Annotated in this window: 15 protein-coding genes; 7 read left to right on the forward strand and 8 right to left on the reverse strand. The window is 52.3% G+C overall.

The window, feature by feature from the left end:
- Window positions 1-140: 140 nt before the first annotated feature.
- Window positions 141-2,525, forward strand: coding sequence for an ABC transporter permease (locus FH871_RS28065; RefSeq protein ID WP_138994745.1), 2,385 nt, complete (start codon window positions 141-143; stop codon window positions 2,523-2,525).
- 97 nt (window positions 2,526-2,622) lie between these two features.
- Window positions 2,623-3,315 carry an ABC transporter ATP-binding protein gene (locus FH871_RS28070; protein WP_138994746.1) on the forward strand — a complete coding sequence of 231 codons (693 nt, stop codon included), beginning with the start codon at window positions 2,623-2,625 and terminating at the stop codon, window positions 3,313-3,315.
- Window positions 3,316-3,327: 12 nt separating this feature from the next.
- Here the strand turns inward: FH871_RS28070 and FH871_RS28075 are convergent, their stop codons facing one another.
- Window positions 3,328-4,149, reverse strand: a complete 822-nt coding sequence (locus FH871_RS28075) for an aminotransferase class IV (RefSeq protein WP_171062981.1) — start codon at window positions 4,147-4,149, stop codon at window positions 3,328-3,330.
- 67 nt (window positions 4,150-4,216) lie between these two features.
- On the opposite strand from FH871_RS28075, the gene FH871_RS28080 reads away from it, so the two are divergent.
- The 3 genes from FH871_RS28080 to FH871_RS28090 all read left to right on the forward strand — a co-directional run bounded on the left by FH871_RS28080 (window position 4,217) and on the right by FH871_RS28090 (window position 8,449).
- Window positions 4,217-5,737 carry a TolC family protein gene (locus FH871_RS28080; RefSeq protein ID WP_138994748.1) on the forward strand — a complete coding sequence of 507 codons (1,521 nt, stop codon included), beginning with the start codon at window positions 4,217-4,219 and terminating at the stop codon, window positions 5,735-5,737.
- 108 nt (window positions 5,738-5,845) lie between these two features.
- Entirely contained in the window at window positions 5,846-7,264 is a 1,419-nt protein-coding gene (locus FH871_RS28085; RefSeq protein ID WP_138994749.1) for an efflux RND transporter periplasmic adaptor subunit, read from the forward strand.
- 186 nt (window positions 7,265-7,450) lie between these two features.
- Complete coding sequence (locus FH871_RS28090) at window positions 7,451-8,449, forward strand: NAD(P)H-dependent glycerol-3-phosphate dehydrogenase (RefSeq protein ID WP_138994750.1); 999 nt, start codon at window positions 7,451-7,453, stop codon at window positions 8,447-8,449.
- A gap of 1 nt (window position 8,450) precedes the next feature.
- Here the strand turns inward: FH871_RS28090 and FH871_RS28095 are convergent, their stop codons facing one another.
- Window positions 8,451-8,840, reverse strand: coding sequence for an HIT family protein (locus tag FH871_RS28095; RefSeq protein ID WP_114409927.1), 390 nt, complete (start codon window positions 8,838-8,840; stop codon window positions 8,451-8,453).
- A gap of 95 nt (window positions 8,841-8,935) precedes the next feature.
- Window positions 8,936-9,409: a transcription elongation factor GreA gene (gene greA, locus FH871_RS28100; protein ID WP_138994751.1), complete on the reverse strand. Its 474-nt coding sequence runs from the start codon at window positions 9,407-9,409 to the stop codon at window positions 8,936-8,938.
- A 297-nt stretch (window positions 9,410-9,706) separates the two neighbouring features.
- Between greA and fmt the strand changes: the two genes are divergently transcribed.
- Complete coding sequence (gene fmt, locus FH871_RS28105) at window positions 9,707-10,633, forward strand: methionyl-tRNA formyltransferase (RefSeq protein WP_255516986.1); 927 nt, start codon at window positions 9,707-9,709, stop codon at window positions 10,631-10,633.
- Window positions 10,634-10,636: 3 nt separating this feature from the next.
- Window positions 10,637-11,131 (forward strand): dihydrofolate reductase, encoded by a 495-nt coding sequence (locus FH871_RS28110; RefSeq protein ID WP_138994753.1) that lies wholly within the window; start codon window positions 10,637-10,639, stop codon window positions 11,129-11,131.
- Window positions 11,132-11,134: 3 nt separating this feature from the next.
- Here FH871_RS28110 and FH871_RS28115 read toward each other — a convergent pair whose 3' ends face one another.
- The 5 genes from FH871_RS28115 to nusA form a co-directional block, all read right to left on the reverse strand.
- Window positions 11,135-11,734, reverse strand: a complete 600-nt coding sequence (locus FH871_RS28115; RefSeq protein WP_138994754.1) for a Uma2 family endonuclease — start codon at window positions 11,732-11,734, stop codon at window positions 11,135-11,137.
- Between the two features lie 36 nt (window positions 11,735-11,770).
- A complete protein-coding gene (locus tag FH871_RS28120; RefSeq protein WP_138994755.1) occupies window positions 11,771-13,846 on the reverse strand; it encodes a BatA domain-containing protein in 2,076 nt (691 codons plus the stop codon).
- Window positions 13,847-13,961: 115 nt separating this feature from the next.
- Window positions 13,962-14,699: a metallophosphoesterase gene (locus FH871_RS28125; protein ID WP_138994756.1), complete on the reverse strand. Its 738-nt coding sequence runs from the start codon at window positions 14,697-14,699 to the stop codon at window positions 13,962-13,964.
- 73 nt (window positions 14,700-14,772) lie between these two features.
- Window positions 14,773-18,201, reverse strand: coding sequence for a translation initiation factor IF-2 (infB, locus tag FH871_RS28130; protein ID WP_138994757.1), 3,429 nt, complete (start codon window positions 18,199-18,201; stop codon window positions 14,773-14,775).
- A 103-nt stretch (window positions 18,202-18,304) separates the two neighbouring features.
- Window positions 18,305-19,549 carry a transcription termination factor NusA gene (gene nusA, locus FH871_RS28135; RefSeq protein ID WP_114409919.1) on the reverse strand — a complete coding sequence of 415 codons (1,245 nt, stop codon included), beginning with the start codon at window positions 19,547-19,549 and terminating at the stop codon, window positions 18,305-18,307.
- Between the last annotated feature and the right edge of the window lie 47 nt (window positions 19,550-19,596).

The raw sequence follows: 19,596 nt of genomic DNA on the forward strand, positions 1-19,596 counted from the left end.
CTTTGTCCGTTTGTGAACAAAAGAGTGTCCGTCACCGGACACTCTTTTGTTTTTAATGTGCGTATGGTGTTAATTATCAGCCTTTTGGTTTTCTGGCATAAGCCTTGAGTCTTCCTAAGCAGTCTGATCCTCTGAACGCCATGTTCCGCAATTACGTCGTCATCGCTTTTCGCAATCTCTGGAAACACAAGCTGTTTTCCTTCATCAATGTCATCGGCCTGGCGTCCGGCATTATGGTGTGTCTGCTGGCGCTGATTGACATCAAAGGTGCTTTCGATTACAATAATTTTCACCCGAATTCAAACCGGACGTACCGGGTTCTGACCGATGTCACCGGCAATGACAATCAAAAAATCGCTTTTGCCTCGACGCCCCTGCCGTTGGCCGATGTACTGAAGCGGGAGTACGGTTTTGTGGAAAAAACCGCACGCATCATTCGGGATTATACGGAATTTACCGTTGATCAGAAAAAACTGGGCGATTATTACTGCGCCGTGGATCCGGCTTTTTTTACCGTTTTGGGATACAAACTGGCAACCGGGCAACCGGCAACGGCTCCCAACACGGCGGTTGTGACGCCCCAAACTGCCGAGAAATTCTTCGGGTTGGCCAATCCAATTGGCAAAGTGATTCATACGAAAGAATTCGGTTCGATCACGGTTACCGGTGTTTTTCAGACACTTCCGATCCGTTCGCACCTACACTTCGGCCTGGCGCTTTCGATGCCGACGCTTTCGACGGCAAACCGCAAACAGCAGCAAATTGACTGGAAACAATACACGATCGGTTATACGTATGTCTTGCTGAAAGAAGGTGCTTCTGTTGATCAGTTTGAAAAAATACTGCCCACCATTGCCGCGCGGGCAACCAAGGCTATTCGTTTCAGGTCTGAAAAAGGGTATACGTTTCGGGCACAATCAATGACTACCCTATCCCCTTCCCGTGAAGAGCTTCAAATGGGAACCTGGGAGCCAAGCTGGGGCAAACTGGCCACCGAGATGTCCGTCGGGTTGGTAACGCTGTTGCTGGCGGTTTTCAATTACGTCAATCTCACGCTGGCCCGGTCGTTGAGTCGCGCCCGCGAGGTCGGTATCCGGAAAGTGTCCGGGGCGGTACGCTGGCAACTGATGGGGCAATTTATGGCCGAATCGGTGGTTTTATCGGTGTTCGCGCTGGGCGTTGCTTATGTGTTCCTGATGCTGATCGAACCAATGCCGTTTGTGCAGCAGTGGCTGATTGGAGGGGTGCAATTGGATACGACGCTCTGGGCGGTTTTTGTTGGATTCAGTATCGTCACCGGTTTACTGGCGGGATTTGTTCCGGCACGGGTATTATCCGGTTTCCGACCCGCGCAGGTCTTGCGGAGCCAGACCGGTTTGAAAGTTTTTAAAGGAATTACGCTGCGTAAATCATTGATTGTGGCGCAGTTCGCCATTGCCCTGATTGCCATGATCGCGCTGCTGTCGATGGCGCGGCAACAGAATTACATGGCGACGGCGGACTATGGTTTTCGGAGTGATCGCATTTTAAACATTCCCCTGAACAATGTTCCCTACCAGCGACTGGCGAACGAACTGAACCGCATACCGGGTGTGGAGCACGTATCCGCAACATCGGAACTGTTTGGTAGCCACGGCGGAGCTTATCAAAACGTTCGTCGGCAAAAATCCGGAGGTGATTCAACCGCGGTTTTCATAACGGCCATTGATCAGAACTTTATCGCCAACATGGACCTGAGGTTGCTGGCGGGCCAGAATTTGCCGGAGATGGTGGCTGATACAACCGGAGAAGGTTCGCCGGGCCGGTTTGTGCTTATTAATGAAGAAGCCGTCAAAGCCTTCCGAATGGGGAATCCGCGGGAGGTTGTGGGGCAGTCGCTCTGGTTGAATGACACAACGGAAGTACAGATTGCCGGTATCGTGAAAGATTTCCGGTTTACAACCTTCAACTGGACCATCAAACCGCTCATTCTGAATTATCAGCCAAAGCGGTTTCGGTTTGTTAACGTCAGGATTGCCGAAAGGACTACGGAAACCACGCTTGTCGGGATACAGCGCGTCTGGAAAAGTCTGAATCCACGTGAGCCGTTTGCGGGCGAATGGTATAGCGATTTTCTTTACAAGCGCCACAGTCACGAAGACGATGTGAATTTCATGGGTTTGCTGACGGCGCTGGCCTTTTCCATTGCCTGTCTGGGCTTGCTCGGGATGGTTACCTACACGACCGAAACCCGCATAAAAGAAGTCGGCATCCGGAAAGTGATGGGCGCCGAGGTGCGGCAAATTATCTGGCTGCTGTCGTGGGATTTTGTTAAATTACTGCTCATTGCCGGTGCAATTGCCCTCCCGTTGGGGTATCTGGCCGGAATGGCTTTTCTGATTAATTTTGCCTATCATGTTTCGATCGGTTTCGAAACGCTGGGCGGCTGCATTGGTTTGTTGCTGGGCCTCGGCGGATTAACGATCGGTTTTCGAACCTACCGGGCCGCGCTGTCGAACCCGGCGGATAGTTTGCGGAGTGAATAATTAAGAGTGGTCCGCCAATGCAGTGTGTTTTTAACTCATAACTCTTAACTTTTAACTCCTTTAGGGAAGAGTTTACGATTTTCAACTATACCAAATTATGATTTCACTACAGAACGTTTCCAAGTACTACCCCGCCGGTTTCGGTAAGACGTACGTGCTTCGTAATATCACACTGGATATCAACGAAGGCGAGTTTGTCTCCATCATGGGGCCATCGGGATCGGGAAAATCCACGCTGCTGCACATTCTGGGGATGCTGGAAGAGCCGTCGGAAGGGGAGTACCTGTTTTTTGACCAGCCGGTACAGAAATTGTCGGAGAAACGTCGCACCGAATTGCACCGTAATTATATCGGATTTGTGTTTCAGGCGTATCACCTGATCGACGAACTGACGGTGTATGAAAACATCGAGACCCCTTTGCTCTACAAAGGCATGTCGTCGTCGGAACGGAAAAGCCGGGTGGCCGAATTGCTCGACCGGTTTAACATGGTGGCGAAAAAAGACCTTTTTCCGTCCCAACTCTCGGGTGGTCAGCAGCAGTTGGTCGGTATTGCCCGCGCCGTGGCATCGCAGCCGAAGGTGATTTTTGCCGACGAACCCACCGGTAACCTGCACTCCGACCACGCGAAGGAGATCATGGACCTGTTTAAAAAATTGAACAAGGAAGACGGCGTGACCATTGTGCAGGTGACGCATTCGGAAGTGAACGCCGAATACGGCAACCGGATTCTGCGGCTGAAAGACGGCTGGCTGGAGTCGTTTCAGGTGCCGACGCTGGAGCGCGAGTAAAACAGCCGAAAGCTACAAGTCAGTAAAAACCGGTCTGATTCGATTCATCAGCGTCTCGTCAAATGCGGTTTCGCCAATGCGCCGAATCCATTGAATACCGCTGATGTTGGTGCAGAAAACCGCATCGGCTTTGGTGAGCACCTCGGGCAGGAAGAGTCCTTCCTGCACCGAAAGGCCGTGATTGGGCGCCAGCCGGATCAGTTGTCGGCGCAGAATGCCCTCGATGCAGCCACTGGTGGGCGATGGTGTGAAGAGCACATCGGCCACCAGCCAGAAGAGGTTCGATGCAATGCACTCCGCGAGGTGGCCGTGCGTATCCAGCAGAATCAGGTCGTCGGCCTGTTGCTGCTGTTTGGCAATCCCGGCCAGCACATAAGGTAACGCATTGAGGGTTTTATAGGCCGAAACCGCTGAGGGCGACAACCGGACGGCGTCAAAGAAGCCCACAGTGGTTTTTTCGGAGAGGGCAAAATCCGAACCGGCTCGGGCGGTAATGAGGTAGTGGCTCTGAAAACTCGTTGGCGTGTATAGACCTCCGGTTTGCCGCCAGACCTGGAGTTTGATGCGCGAAGTCTGCTTGAGCAGGCGGTTGGCTTTCAGGAGTTCGATGACCTGGCTTTGGAGCCTGTCGGGTGTGAATTGGGGAGGTAACCGGAGCGAAAGGGCTTCCATTCCACGGGTAAGCCGGTCGTAATGATCCGGCCAGAACCGGACTTCATGGTGTTGGTAACGGAGGGTCTCAAACAAGCCGTCGCCGTACTGAAATGCCCGGTCGTTGAGGGGTAGCCCAACGGCGTCTTCCGGCACTACATCCCCGTTTAAAACCACGTTCATTTGCATTTTCACCGTTTATCTAAAATAGTTAATGAGTACGCAAGATACTTTGTAACATTGAACAACCATGAAGCGATTTACTATCAACAACGGTCCGGCGATCCGGTTTAGAACAACGATCCTGGCATCGCTACTGGGGCTCATCGTGAACGCAACGAATGCCCAGACAACGGTTCAGGCCAGCCAGACGGCCCCGGTTTCCCAGCGGTATTCATTGCGGCAATGTATCGACATCGCCTTGCAAAACAACCTGCAAATCAAGCAGGGCCAGTTGGACGTGCAGGGTAGTGCTTTGCAATTACGACAGGCAAGATTAAACTTGTTGCCCAGTGTGAACGGCTTCGCCAATCAGTCGTTCAGTTCAGGCCGGAACATCAACCCCGCAACGAATACATTTGTTACCTCTTCCGTTCGATCCAACAATTACCAGCTTCAGGGGCAGGTAACACTATTTAATGGCTTTGCCTTGCGAAATGCCATCAAACAGAATGATCTGTTTTTGCAATCGACCCAGCAGAATTTAAAGGCTACCCAGAATAACGTATCTATCCTGGTGGTTCAGAACTACCTGAACGTATTGACGTACCAGGAACAACTCGACATTGCCCGGCGTCAGGTTGAAACATCGCGTGGTCAGTTGGATCGCACGACGAAACTGGTCAATGCCGGCACATTGGCGGAGGCCCAACTGTATGACCTGCGTGCGCAGGTGGCCAATGATGAACTGGCGGTTGTGAATGCACAAAACAACCTGGATCTGGCTAAACTGGCGTTGTTACAGGCGATGAATGTACCCGCGGGCAGCAATGGTCTACCGGCATCCAGCACACTGGAAGTGGAAAAATACCAGCTTGATGATCCGACGCTGGAACCGTATCCGGCAACTGCACAGACGGTTTATGAAACGGCTCTCCAATTTATGCCTGATGTTAAAGCTGCCGAATTACGAGTGCGTAGTGATGCAGCAGGTGTGGATGTAGCCAGAGGAGGATTGTATCCAACTTTGACACTGAATGGTAGCATAAATACTATTTATTCCAGTGTGGCACAGCCTTATTTTGTGAAGGATGGAACTACCGTTCAGGAATTCTTTGGGGATTTTACAATTGGAAATATTACACAACCAGTCTACATAAATCGGGAAGGCGGTCGTAATGTAAACTATACCTACGGAGAACAACTCAACAACAACCTTAACCGCGGGGCATCGCTGAGCCTGAACATCCCCATTTTCGGCCGCTTTGTGGCCCGAAACCGGATTACGAGTGCGACAATCACCCAGAAAACGTCGGAGATTGCGGTTGATAATACGAAATTGACGCTGCGTCAGAATATTGAAACTGCCTATACCAACATGCTGGCCGGTGCTAACCGCTACCGGGCTACCCAGATTCAGGTGGAGTCGCTGGAGAAAGCATTCCAGGCCGCCGAAAGCCGGTTTAATGCCGGCGCATTGAACTCGGTGGATTACAACATTGCCAAAAATAACCTGGATACGGCCCGTGCCAATCTGGTACAGGCCAAATTCGACTACGTGTTCCGAACCAAGATTCTTGATTTTTACCAAAATAAACCGTTATCTTTTTAACGAATAATGGACAATGAATAATGAATATTGAATAATTTGCAAGTTCTGCCATTCAGGCGTTTGCGTATTCCGTATCACATTCATGCTCATTATTCATTGTTCATCTCTATGAAACGCAAATCGAACCGCATCTGGTGGATCTTAGGTGGAATTGTTATTCTACTGGTGGGTGGCCTGGTGGCTGCCAAACAAACGGGGCTAATCGGGAAGGCCAAGCCGACCGAAGTTGATTTTACCGCCGTCAAAAAAGTGGACATCATCGAACGGGTGAGCGCTTCGGGGCGGGTTCAACCCGAGGTGGAGGTCAAAATCAGCCCGGATGTTTCCGGTGAAATCATTGCCCTGTACGTCGCCGAAGGTGACTCGATCAAGCAGGGGCAATTGCTGCTCAAAATCCGGCCCGACAACTACGAGTCGTTGCTGGCCCGCGCCCGCGCCACGGTCAACTCCAGCCGCGCCCAGTATCTGCAAACCAAAGCCCTGGCCGCGCAGTCGGAAGCCCGTCTGATTCGGGCGAAAGCCAATTACGAACGGAACAAAAAACTGCTGGCCGACAAAGTAATTTCAGCCTCGGATTTTGAACAGATTGAAGCCGACTACAACGTTGCGAAACAGGACATCGAATCCGTTCAGGCGAACATCAAAGCCGCCGAGTTCAACGTCGCCGGTGCCGAAGCCGGTTTGCGCGACGCCACGGAAAACCTGCGCAAAACGACCATCTACGCGCCGGTGAACGGTACGGTTTCCAAACTCAATGTCGAATTGGGCGAACGCGTTGTGGGAACGTCGCAGATGGCCGGTACCGAAATGCTCCGGATTGCCAACCTCAACAACATGGAAGTTCGGGTCAATGTCAATGAAAACGATATTGTGCGGGTTAGCCTGGGCGATACAACGGACATCGACGTTGATTCGTATTCGACCACGGGGCGGAAGTTTAAGGGAATTGTTACCGAAATTGCCAATACCGCCAATGGATTGACCGGAACCGGAACCTCTACAGCGAGCATATCGACTGATGCCGTCACCGAATTTGAAGTCCGCATCAAGGTGCTGAACAGTTCGTACAAAGATTTGATGGCGCAGCGGGCCAAACGCAGCTATCCCCTCAAACCGGGAATGACCGCTTCCGTTGAAATCATTACGGATCGCCGTCCGGGTGTGCTGGCCGTTCCGATTGCCGCCGTTACGACGCGCGGAGCTGCCCAGGAAGCGATGAATCGCAGCCCGAACGACAATAACGACAACAATAACAACAACGGAGACAAACCGGCTAATCAGGCTCCCGCCAAAAAAGAGGAGATCAAAGAGATTGTGTTCGTTCACCAGAACGGCAAAGTAGTTCAGCGGGAAGTAAAAACCGGCATCAGTGACTTTGAAAACATCGAGGTTAAATCGGGACTGAAAGCGGGTGACGAAGTGATTTCCGGACCCTTCATTGCGGTTTCGAAGCGCCTGAAAGACGGCGACCCGGTGGTGAAACGTGACCCGAACAAAGACAAAAAGACGGAAAAGCCGGAAGAATAACTCCGCTTGAGCGATACGGTTGAAAAAGCGAAAAACGTCTGCCCGGTTAAAGGTGCAGGCGTTTTTCGTATTTTGCGAAATCAAATTTCAAGAAAAAGGACAATCGAGGTGAGACAAAAGACTTCATAACGGGTTGTAGAAGTCTCTGGTCCTTATTCTCACCTCGCTTGTCCACAATAAACACCTATGAATCAACCCGCTCGGATTACCGTCGTGGGCGGTGGCAGTTGGGCCACGGCGATCATTAAAATTCTGTCGGAAGGAAACAACCACATTCGCTGGTGGCTGCGGAGCCAGCGTGATGCCGGGCATATCCGGAAATTTCACCACAATCCGAGTTACCTCAGCGATGTTCAGATCAGTCCCCGCAAGGTGCGGGTTTGTACGAAAATCAAAGACGCACTCAGTACCAGCGACTACATCATTCTGGCAGTTCCGGCGGCTTTTGTCAGCGACGCCCTGCAAGGCGTCAAACCGGAACAGTTGGCAGGAAAGAGCATCGTTTCGGCGATCAAGGGCATGATTCCCGAAAAAAACCAGTTGATTACCGATTGGGCCGAGCAGGAATTTGGGGTGCCGTCGGGCCGGATCGCCGTCATTGCCGGGCCGTGTCACGCGGAGGAAGTGGCCCTCGAGAAACAGTCGTATCTGACCATTGCTTCGCAGAACCTGGATTTTGCGTCGGAAGTAGCGCAGTTCCTGAACGGCCGCTTTGTCCAGACCTCGGCGCTCGACGACATCTATGGGGTGGAATACTGCGCCGTCATGAAAAACATCATCGCGCTGGCTTGCGGTATCACGCACGGGTTGGGCTACGGCGACAATTTTCAGGCGGTTCTGGTCTCCAACGCCATGCAGGAAATCCGGCGGTTTGTCGACCGGGTGTATCCCATGCCACGCGATCTGAGCGCGTCGGCGTATTTGGGCGATCTGCTCGTAACGGCCTATTCGCCTTTCAGCCGCAACCGGACGTTCGGGCATCTGATTGGCCGGGGCTACAGCGTACAGTCGGCCCAAATGGAAATGAATATGATTGCGGAAGGCTATTATGCCGTGAAGAGCATTCACGAAATCAACCGGCAACACGGTGTTCTGATGCCGATTATGGAAATGGTGTACACGGTCTTATACGAAAAAACGTCGCCGGTCGTGGCGACGAATGCGTTAAAAACCGTATTGAAGTAGGTTAGAGGAAACTCCGGATGCGGGCGGCTATTTCGCTAAACTCTTCCGGGCTCACTTTCAGCTTGTTGTTGAAATTCATATCCGCCATGCTGTTCATCGGAATGAGGTGGACGTGCGCGTGCGGCACTTCCAGACCCACCACCGCCACGCCAATCCGCTGGCAGGGAACGGCTTTCTCGATGGCGGGCGCAATCTGCTTGGCAAATTTCATCAGCCCGAGATACAGCTCATCATCCAGATCAAAGAGGTAATCGACCTCTTTTTTCGGAATGACCAGCGTATGTCCCTTCACCGTTGGGAACACGTCCAGAAAGGCCAGGTAATCGTCGGTTTCGGCAATTTTGTAAGCCGGAATTTCGCCACTGACAATGCGGGAAAAGATGGAAGCCATGAGGGTAAGGAATAATGAACACTGAATTTGAATATCGAATTACGATGCAGCTCCGCATTCGACCCAGATTCGAAACTCAGTGTTCATTTTGAAACTTATCGTCCGATTTCGAGAACTTCAAACTCCAGCGTTCCGGCTGGCACTTTGATTTCGGTGGTGTCGCCCACTTTTTTGCCCAGCAATCCCTTGCCGATTGGAGAGCCCACCGAAATCTTTCCTAATTTCAAATCGGCTTCTTCTTCCGACACCAGGGTGTAGGACATGGTCGCGCCGTTTTTTCGATTTTTTATTTTAACCGTCGATAAGACCGATACCTGCGAAGTATCGATCGACGATTCATCCAGCAGCCGGGCGTTCGAAACAATTTCTTCCATCTTCGAAATTTTCATCTCCAGCAGTCCCTGCGCATCTTTGGCCGCGTCGTACTCCGCATTTTCGCTCAAATCTCCTTTGTCGCGTGCTTCAGCAATCTGGCGGGACATATCGCTCCGTCCTTTGGTCTTCAGGTCGTTGAGCTCAGCTTTCAGCCGGTTTAGACCTTCTTCAGTGTAATACGAAATTTTACCCATGTTACATCTACTCTATAAATTTCTTTGCCTTTGGTTTCGCTGCTCCCAAGACCCTACAATTCCCACTATAGCCGCTTATTTGGTGGTAAATGGCTACAAAAAAGAAAAGAACGGTTCGCTGACCGTTCTCCATACAAAATCTTGTTTCTTTGTAGGAAGCGTCAGGAGCCTTTCTGCGGAATTGTATGTATAGCTGTTCGACTACTCATAGTGGAACTCAGGAAGACAAAAATAACAATTCCGTGGCATTCTCCCAATGTCCTAATCAGCAATTCGAGCAAATAACCCGTTACTGTTTTGAGAAGTGATTCTTTTCGCATCGTATTTATGGGCACACCCGATTTTGCGGTCGCCAGCCTGAGCAAACTGCTCGGCGACGGCTGCCAGGTCGTGGCCGTGGTGACAGCGCCCGACCGACCTTCGGGGCGGGGGCAGCAATTGACGGAATCGCCGGTGAAACGGGCCGCCGTTGCTGCCGGCATTCCGGTTTTACAGCCCGAGAAACTGCGCGATCCGGCTTTTTTGGAACAATTGCAAAGCTACCAGGCTGATTTGCAGGTGGTCGTGGCTTTTCGGATGTTGCCGGAAGTGGTTTGGGCGATGCCCCGGATTGGTACCTTCAATCTGCACGGTTCTTTATTGCCGCAGTATCGCGGAGCGGCCCCGATCAATTGGGCCGTCATCAATGGTGAAAAAGAAACCGGTGTGACGACGTTCTTCATCGAAAAAGAAATTGACACGGGCCAGATGATTTTTCAGGAAACCGAACCCATTCATGCGGATGACACCGCCGGAACGCTTCATGACCGGTTGATGGAAAAAGGTGCCACGCTGGTGCTCAAAACCGTTCGGGCGATTGAAGCAGGTACTTATCCGCGAAAACCGCAGCCACAGGTCGGCGAACTGAAACTCGCTCCGAAAATTCACCGCGAAACCTGCGAAATCAACTGGTTTCAGCCCGCCGAAGCCGTTCGGAATTTTGTGCGTGGCATGTCGCCCTATCCGACGGCCTGGACGAAGATCAACGGGAAGGTGTACAAGATCTATGCGGTTTCGTTTGCGGATCATTCACCCCTTCCGGCTGAACCGGGTGAAGCCTGGTCCGATGGCAAAAAAACGCTGCTTATCAAAGCGGTCGACGGCTGGCTGTCGGTGGATGAATTGCAGGCCGAGGGAAAACGGAAAATGACCGTAGAGGAGTATTTTCGGGGGAATAAAATTTAACGTATGCTAATCAGCTTAATTGCAGCCGTGGCCGAAAACGGCGTTATTGGTCAGGATAATGACCTGGTCTGGCGTTTGCCTGACGACTTTCGATACTTCAAACAAACGACGTCTCATCACCCGATTCTGATGGGTCGAAAGACGTTCGAATCCCTCGGCAAACCGCTGCTGAATCGGCTTAATGTTGTGATTACCCGCAATCCGGACTACCAGCCCGACGGCGTTGTGGTGGTCGATTCGTTGGAAAAAGCGATTGACGAAGCCCGAAAAACCGGTATCGATGAAGCTTTTGTGATTGGGGGTGCCGAAATTTACCGGCAGGCCATTGACTCGGCCGACCGGCTTTACCTGACTGAAGTGAAAGCCTCTTATGAAGGCGATGCCACCTTTCCGGATGTTGACAAAAGTCACTGGCAGGAGATTAGCCGACGGCATCATGGCATTGACGACCGGCACGCCGTGGCGTTTGATTTTGTGGTTTGGGAGCGAAAACAGTGATTCTTAGCGTAACAGACTGAGATTAAACGTAAAATCCGGCAGCACATTCTCCCCAGAAAGGGTGTTGTCGAAGCCCTGGATAACCTGCACCGAACCGTCAAACCGGTAGATTCGGACGGTTTCGGTTTTTGGGTCAATGAGCCAGGCCAGACGGCAACCGTTGTCGATGTATTCACGCATTTTGTCCTCTGCCATGCGCAGCACGTCTGATTCGCTCATTAATTCAACTAGGAATTCGGGGCACAGGGGCGGGAATTTTTTACGTTCGTCGGATGACAAGGCATTCCAGCGTTCGGCCGTAACCCAGGCCGCATCCGGCGAACGGACGGCGCTATTTGGCAGTATAAACCCCGTTGATGAATCGAATACAAAACCGAGTTTTGTACTACGGTTCCAAATTGCTAAATCGGCATTCAGTTCGCTGTTGCGTTTTCCGGTTTCTCCGCCTGTTTGTCCCATTACAATGATTGTTCCGTCGGCAGCACGCTCAAATTTATGGTCCGGGTTTTCCTGACAGTAGTAGAAAAACTCATCATCGGTCATGGGACGAAAGTCCCGGGGCATCTTCAATACAGAAAACCCGTTGGTGAGTAGCATATTCATAGCCTGCTGAGTTGAATACGAAGATACAAATTCCAATTAACCCTTCATAAACCGGATCACTGCCACTTCGGCCAGCAGAAACATCAGGGCGGCAATGACGAAATATTTCCAGAGATTGGTGCCCAGATTTTGCTGGCGTAGTTCCTCCACAAAATCATCGTCCTGAATGCTGTCGAAAATCTCCACGTTGGGCTGGTTGGCAAAAATCCGCCGGAGTTCGTCGGGTTTGTAAAACTCCATCTGCGACTCCCGGTTGCCGTGGTTGAAAGCCAGCAGCTTTTCGGTTTTGCCATTCAATTGCAGCTCGTAATAGCCGGAGGCCAGTTGCTGTCCGTCGTTCAACTGATTGCTTTTCGGGAGTTCCATCAGCAATTGTTGCCCGTTGACGCGCTGTACGGGAATGATCTCCAGTTTGTCCCGCACCAATTTATACACGGCATTAGGCGACGCATTGCTGACGGGGACTTCAATGGTATTATCATCGAACGAATACGCCGTGCGTTGTGGGCGAACGCTCTGGGCGGCAATTTTGTACATGATCGGCACAAAAAGAGCATGTTGGGCGACATTCCCGTATTCGACATTCAACGGGCTGGCAAAAATGTAAACCTGTCCGGCTGTGGAGCCGCCCGTTCGGGATTGCGTCAGGTACGGGGTGCCATTGCGTAGTGTCAGGAGCCGCTCACCCACCACGCGCCATTGCCAGACCGGAACCGCATTGGGCAGGTTTTCGATGCCTTGTTGATTGGTCTGTTCAAAAATGTCGCGGAAAAACGGATTCTGGCGATTCGGAGCCGACAGCGGCTGCTGGGGTGGCAGGGGAGAAGCCTGCGTTTGCAAACCGCCAACGCCTAAACCGGCAAAAAACGGTGACCAGGTGGCCGCATCCGGCGTCGTCGGCGGAATGATCACCAGACTGCCGCCCTGCCGCACAAACCGTTCGAGTTCGCTCCGCAACGTTCCATTCACCTGGTTAACGCCCTCCAGAACCACCAGGTCGGCGGTTTTTAACTGGCCCACGTCCACGTTTTGCGCATTGAAACTCCGGCGGACAAACAGGCTGTCGTTGCCATAAACATTCTCGACGTAATTGGCTTCCGATTTCTGGTCGAACAGGTGCAGAACCCGGATCGAGGGCGATGCCTGAATGACAAAATAATATTCGTTATCGAACGTAATCGGGTAATCCTCGAAGGTGATGCGCCCCCGGCGGAACCCTTTCTGGGTCACGTTAAAATTGAGCGTGGCCGTAGCGGCTCCTTTGCCCGGCAGCGTGACGGAAGCCGTGGAAACCTGCGTCTGGTCGATGAAAAGTTTGATGGGCAGATTCCGCACCGACTCATCGCCACTGTTCCGAACGCGGACGTTGAGCGTATTGTTTTGCAGTTCCCGAATGAAGGGTGTACTGAGCCAAACCGAGTCGACAAAAACGTTTTTGGTCGGCTGGGTTTCCAGCGGGACGAGAAAAAGCCGGTTGGTCGTATCAATTTTCAGTCGGGACAAATCGCCGGTGGTGCTTTTCTGAAAATCGGAAAACCAGAACAACTGGTTGGGGCCGGTCGGATTGTGTGAGGCAAGGAGATTCAACTGTCGGCGGTATACATCGGGCAACGTGCGGGGTGTGTGAGCAAACCGGACGGTGGTGACGCGGTCGCGCAGGGCGTCGGCGGTTCCTACGGTTTGTTCCTGGCTGCTGAAATCGTTGGTGACGAGTTGCAGCGAGGTGGCGTTGCGAAACAAACCCAGCAGTTGATCCAGTTTGCTGGTTGCGATATCCAGGTACCGTTTCTCGTTTAACTCATTCTGCATACTGTACGAATTGTCGAGATACAGGCTCGTCAGGCCCTTTCGCGACAGGCCCAGTTTGCTTTTGCTGGGTAGAAACGGTTGGGCAAAGGCCAGCACGAGACAGATCACAAACAGCGACCGGAACAGCAGAATCAGGTAATGTTTCAACCGCCGGAACGACTTGGTTTCGGTCTGGACGGTTTTGAGCAGGGCGACGTTGGTAAAAAACACCCGGCGCGTCCGGCGAAAATTAAACAGATGGATGGCGACAGGGACAGAGACCGCCAGGAGCCCAAAGAGAAACGAAGGATATAGAAAACTCATTCAAACGGGTCGTTGTAGCGATTATTTTCTTTTATAACGGCCAAATAAACCAATGTTGTTCTGACCGTTACGAATTTAACAAGAATAGCACGCGGATAACATGAATTGGCCGGATTTACCCGGATAAATCGACGAACGCCTGATTTATATCGTCGAAATCGATGGTGTAAAAAGCTTGCCGCGTCTGTAAAACGTCCGTGTATGTAATCGAACCGGTTTCGTCGCCGATGGTGGTAAATTCCGGAACGGGCGTATGACCCACAATCTGGTGTAAACCGGGCAGGTAATCCGTCGATGTTTCGCGTTGATCGGCCCATAACGGCCCACCGGCTTCGTCGAAACCACCCCGCAGGTGGCTGACATCGAACAGCGATGTTCGCAACATCCGGTCCTGGTGCATTCGGTTCATCGCATTGGCCAATTGACCCAGGCCCTGTAAATTTAGTTCCAATTTTGCGCTTAGATTGCCTCTGGGGATATGCGCCAGCCAGCGATTCGTTACGCCCGCATGGGTGAACAGATAAAATCCTTCCTGGTAGGCAATCTGAAACAGGGATAGATTTTCCTTGAACAGGGATGTCAATGCGGGCTGCATCGACGGCCGAAAACCGGAGCAACGGTAATGCGGAAAATGCAGGTACTGGGCATCATGGTTGCCAATAAGCAGAATAACTTTATCGGGCGCCTGCTGTTTGAGCCGGATAATTTGGGAGAGATTTTCTAAAATAGCCGCATCAGTCAGGTCGTAGCTGTCGGTATAATCGCCCAGAAAGATCACTTTATCGTAGTGCCCGACATCGATTTGAAGCCAGTTGCTGCGTCCGTGGAGGTCAGAGATTGTAATAATTTTCATGGAACTCCAATATATCGAAAAAGCCTTTCCTGCAAATCGCAGGAAAGGCTTTTTATTGTGTTACCGGAATGACTTACAACGTCCGCTTCACTTCTTTCAGTTCGAAGCTTTCGATTACGTCGCCAACCAGAATATCGTTGAAATTTTTGATACTCAAGCCACACTCATAGCCAAACCGTACTTCGTTGACGTCTTCTTTGTACCGTTTCAAGGCACTGATTTCGCCGGTATGAACCACGATGAAATCGCGAACCACGCGGACTTTGTTGTTCCGTTTGATGGTTCCTTCCGTTACCATACAACCGGCTACCGTTCCGACGCGACTGATCTTGAACACATCGCGCACTTCGATATTGCCAACAATGACCTCTTCGGTGGTTGGGGCCAGCATGCCTTCCATCGCATCCCGGATTTCGCCAATGGCATCGTAGATAATGGAATACAGGCGGATTTCGATCTGCTCCTGTTCGGCCAGACGACGGGCACTGACCGAAGGCCGTACCTGGAAGCCGACAATGATCGCATCCGACGCCGACGCCAGCAGAATATCCGATTCAGAAATCTGACCCACGGCTTTGTGGATGATGTTGACCTGTACTTCTTCCGTCGAAAGCTGCAACAGCGAATCGGAAAGGGCTTCTACCGAACCGTCCACGTCACCTTTCACAATCACGTTCAGTTCTTTGAAGTTACCGATGGCTTTCCGGCGACCGATTTCTTCCAGCGTAATGTGCTTGCGGGTCCGCAGGTTCTGCTCACGCAACAACTGCTCCCGTTTGTTGGCAATTTCGCGGGCTTCACGCTCCGTTTCCATCACGTTAAACTTATCCCCGGACTGTGGAGCACCCGGCAGACCCAGGATCTGCACCGGCGTCGAGGGTCCGGCTTCTTTCAGCCGCTGACCGATGTCATCCGTCATGGCGCGAATGCGGCCAAAGTGCGCACCCACCAGCACGATGTCGCCCTGTCGAAGCGTACCGGTTTGCACCAGCATCGTGGTCACATACCCCCGGCCTTTGTCCAGCTCGGCTTCAATGACGGTACCAGTTGCCTTTTTATTTGGATTGGCTTTCAGATCGAGCAATTCGGCTTCGAGCAATACTTTCTCCAGCAGTTCCGAAATACCCAAACCGGATTTTGACGAGATTTCCTGTGTCTGGTATTTACCACCCCATTCTTCAACGAGCATGTTCATCTGCGACAGTTCTTCCCGTACTTTTTCGGTATTGGCACCCACCTTATCGACCTTGCTGAAGGCAAAGACAATCGGCACCCCGGCGACCTGCGCGTGGTTGATGGCCTCGCGGGTTTGTGGCATGACGCTGTCGTCCGCAGCAATAACGATGATAACAATATCGGTTACCTGCGCACCCCGTGCCCGCATGGCCGTAAAGGCTTCGTGACCCGGCGTATCGAGGAACGTAATCATGCGGTCGTCCGTGGTTTTTACGCTATAGGCACCAATGTGCTGCGTAATCCCCCCGGCTTCCCCGGCTGCAACGCGCGTCCGGCGGATGTAGTCAAGCAGCGAGGTTTTCCCATGATCAACGTGACCCATGATGGTCACAATCGGTGCGCGATGTACCAGATCTTCTTCGTTATCCGGTTCATCGACCAGACCCGATTCGATCTCTTCCTCGGCTGATACAAACTGCACTTCGTAATCGAACTCATCGGCAATGACCGTAATCGCTTCCGCATCGAGACGCTGGTTGATGGATACAAACATCCCCAGGCTCATACAGGTAGCAATCACTTCGTTGACCGACACATCCATCAGCGACGCAAGGTCGTTGGCCGATACGAATTCGGTTACTTTCAGGATTTTTGCTTCTTCGTTCTCCTGGTCGATCCGTTCGCGTTCGCGTTCGGCGCGTTCCTGGCGACGATCCCGGCGACGGTCAGCACCCCGATTCGGTTTGTTACCGGTCATCCGGGCCTGCGTTGCCTTGATCGAATCTTTTACTTCGCGTTGGGTAGGCTCTTCCCGGCGGTCACGTGTACCTCCCCGGGCTCCGGCTTTCCCTTTATTAGCGGCTCCAGCACCCGCGCCCGTTCCGGTGGCGGGCTTGTTGGCCTGACCCGGTGGTTGATTGCGGTTGGTGGGTGCGTTTGCATCCCGGGTGCGCGGTGCGCCACCCTGACCTTGGGGTTGTGCTGCTCCGCCGGCTGTCGGGGCACCACCGACCGGGTCACGACGCAGGCGTTTGCGTTTGCGTTTTTTATCCCGTTCGTCGGTCGACGCAACCGGGCCATTTTGTTTTTTCGAGCGTTCGGAAGGCAGTTCGATGGTTCCCAAAACCGTCAGACCACGCAGTTGTGCACCCCGGGCGCGGATGGTTTCAACAGGCTCATCGACTGGCAGATCAACGACGGGTTCGGACTGAACCGGCGTTTCTTCCATGCGGGGCGTAACGGGCCGTGGTTCTACAGGACGCGGGGGCTGTTGGCCCCGGTTGTCCTGCGGACGATTCCGGTCACGATCGGATGGCCGATTGCCACCCGGTCCCTGGCCTGGAATACCGGCACGGTTTTGATCACCGGGCCGATCCGGTCGGGGACCCACATTTCGTTGGTCATTCCGGTTCGGTTGTTGACCGGGCCGGTTATCGGGCCGCTGGCCATCCGGCCGGGGACCCGCATTCCGTTGATCATTCCGGTTGGGTTGTTGCTGCCGCGCATTCGGGTCGTTGGCCCGTTGCGAGGGCTGCGGAGAGGGTTTCCTCTCCAGGTCGATTTTACCCAAAACCGTCAATCCCGGTAATCGGGGACTGGAGATTTCCGGTTGGGCGGGTTCTTTGTTTTCCGGTGAGGTCACTTGCGGACGATTTTCAACCTGAGGGGTTTCGATTGGGCGTGGGGGCTCAACCAGTGTTGGTGCCACAGGCTGAATGGGTTCCGGTTTATTCTCTATAACGGGTACAGGAGCCACTGCTTCCGGTTTAGGGGCAGGTGCTGGTGTCGGCGCAGGAGGAGTTTCCTTTGGTTCCACCGGTGCGGGCTGCTGACGGACTTCAACAGGAGCAGGCTGGGGCGGAGCCACAGGTGCCGGCGCCGGTTCTGGCTTGGGCTGGCTCGGCTCGGGGGCCTTTTCTGCTACAACGGGTTCTGGTTGGGTAACCGGCTGCGGTTTCGGCGTTGCCGGTGCTTCCTGTACAGGCGCAGGTTTGGCAACAACCGGGTTGGCAACAGGCTGAGGTGGCACCGGCTGGGAAGGCCGGGCGGGTTCGCTGCGGAAATATTGCGGCAAATCATCATCTTCCCGACGTTTGGGTTCGGGCACAAAAGTCTCTGAAGCTGGTTTGCGAACAGCTCCACCATTCAACAGTTCAGTATTACCGAATTCTTTCGCCAAGATTTCCACTTGATCCGTAGAAATCTTGCCGTTAGGGTTACTATCAACCTTAATCCCTTTGGCAGAAAGACGACTCACCACAGTAGACGAACCTACTCCGAGTATTTTTGCCACTTGGCTAAGGCGCATGGATTTATCTTCTGCCATACAAATGGTTTAGAATGAAAAAAGCATTTTAATGATACACTATGTATGATGAACGATGAATGGATCGACTTAATTCATCGTTCATCCTCAATAGTTCATCATTTTACTCAAATTCCTGGCGCAAAATGGCCAGAATCTCTTCAACCGTATCTTCTTCCAGATCCGTCATCCGGACAAGTTCTTCTTTCGAACGGGCCAATACGCTCTTGGCGGTATCCAAACCAACCCGGCGCAGTTCCTCGATCATCCAGTTGTCGATTTCGTCGTTGAATTCTGACAAATCCACATCCTCATCGTCTTCCTGTCCTTCGACATCCCGGAATACGTCGATCTCCATACCCACCAGCCGACCGGCCAGTTTGATATTCTGACCGCCTTTGCCGATGGCCAGTGAAACCTGATCGGGTTTCAGGAAAACCGATACGCGTTTGGCTTCGCGGTCGACGGTCATCGTGCTGATTTTGGCCGGACTCAACGCCCGGCTGATCAACAGCTCAAAGTTGTCGGTATAGTTGATAACGTCAATATTCTCGTTCCCCAGTTCCCGAACAATGCTGTGAATCCGGGATCCTTTCATCCCGACACACGCACCCACCGGATCAATCCGGTCGTCGTACGATTCCACGGCGACTTTGGCCCGTTCACCCGGTTCGCGAACGATCCGGCGAATGGAGATCAAACCGTCGTAAATCTCCGGAATTTCGTTCTCAAACAGGCGTTCCAGAAAAACCGGCGATGTCCGGGACAAAACGATCTTGGGCGTGCCATTGATCATTTCAACCCGGTGGACGACGGCTTTGGTGGTTTCCCCTTTCCGATACCGATCTTTCGGAATCTGCTCGCTTTTGGGAAGGCTGATTTCATTGCCTTCATTGTCGAGCAAAATTACTTCATTTTTAAGCAATTGGTAAACTTCTGCGTTCAGTAAATCACCAACCTGGTTTTTATATTTATCGTAAAGAATTTCTTTCTCCAGATCTTTGATCTTCTGAATCAGCGTTTGGCGGGCGGTTTGCACAACCCGGCGGCCAAAATCCTCCAGCTTTACCTCTTCGGCTACCTCTTCACCCACTTCAAAGTCGGCCTGAATTTTGCGGGCTTCTGCCAGCGGGATTTTGTCATAATCCCAGATGTCTTCCGAATTGTCATCCACAATCTCGCGGGTGCGCCACATTTCGAGGTCACCGCTTTCGGCGTTGATGATAACGTCAAAGTTTTCGTCAGTGCCGTATTTTTTGCGAATCATCGTCCGGAATACATCTTCCAGAATTTTGATCATGGTCGGGCGGTCGATATTTTTCGACCGTGCAAACTCTGCAAACGACTCAATGAGTACTCCGCTATCCATAATTTCAGTTCTCAGTTTTCAGTGTAGGGATTCAGTTATAGGTTTCC

This window comes from Larkinella sp. C7 (assembly GCF_006149005.1).
GTDB lineage: Bacteria > Bacteroidota > Bacteroidia > Cytophagales > Spirosomataceae > Larkinella.

Bases quoted from the DNA above. Each gene is read 5' to 3' on its own strand.
- infB (WP_138994757.1), bottom strand. From the start codon at position 18,201: ATGGCAGAAGATAAATCCATGCGCCTTAGCCAAGTGGCAAAAATACTC.
- FH871_RS28080 (WP_138994748.1), top strand. From the start codon at position 4,217: ATGAAGCGATTTACTATCAACAACGGTCCGGCGATCCGGTTTAGAACA.
- FH871_RS28110 (WP_138994753.1), top strand. From the start codon at position 10,637: ATGCTAATCAGCTTAATTGCAGCCGTGGCCGAAAACGGCGTTATTGGT.
- FH871_RS28115 (WP_138994754.1), bottom strand. From the start codon at position 11,734: ATGAATATGCTACTCACCAACGGGTTTTCTGTATTGAAGATGCCCCGG.
- FH871_RS28095 (WP_114409927.1), bottom strand. From the start codon at position 8,840: ATGGCTTCCATCTTTTCCCGCATTGTCAGTGGCGAAATTCCGGCTTAC.
- FH871_RS28085 (WP_138994749.1), top strand. From the start codon at position 5,846: ATGAAACGCAAATCGAACCGCATCTGGTGGATCTTAGGTGGAATTGTT.
- FH871_RS28075 (WP_171062981.1), bottom strand. From the start codon at position 4,149: ATGAACGTGGTTTTAAACGGGGATGTAGTGCCGGAAGACGCCGTTGGG.
- greA (WP_138994751.1), bottom strand. From the start codon at position 9,409: ATGGGTAAAATTTCGTATTACACTGAAGAAGGTCTAAACCGGCTGAAA.
- FH871_RS28120 (WP_138994755.1), bottom strand. From the start codon at position 13,846: ATGAGTTTTCTATATCCTTCGTTTCTCTTTGGGCTCCTGGCGGTCTCT.
- FH871_RS28065 (WP_138994745.1), top strand. From the start codon at position 141: ATGTTCCGCAATTACGTCGTCATCGCTTTTCGCAATCTCTGGAAACAC.
- FH871_RS28070 (WP_138994746.1), top strand. From the start codon at position 2,623: ATGATTTCACTACAGAACGTTTCCAAGTACTACCCCGCCGGTTTCGGT.
- FH871_RS28090 (WP_138994750.1), top strand. From the start codon at position 7,451: ATGAATCAACCCGCTCGGATTACCGTCGTGGGCGGTGGCAGTTGGGCC.
- FH871_RS28125 (WP_138994756.1), bottom strand. From the start codon at position 14,699: ATGAAAATTATTACAATCTCTGACCTCCACGGACGCAGCAACTGGCTT.
- nusA (WP_114409919.1), bottom strand. From the start codon at position 19,549: ATGGATAGCGGAGTACTCATTGAGTCGTTTGCAGAGTTTGCACGGTCG.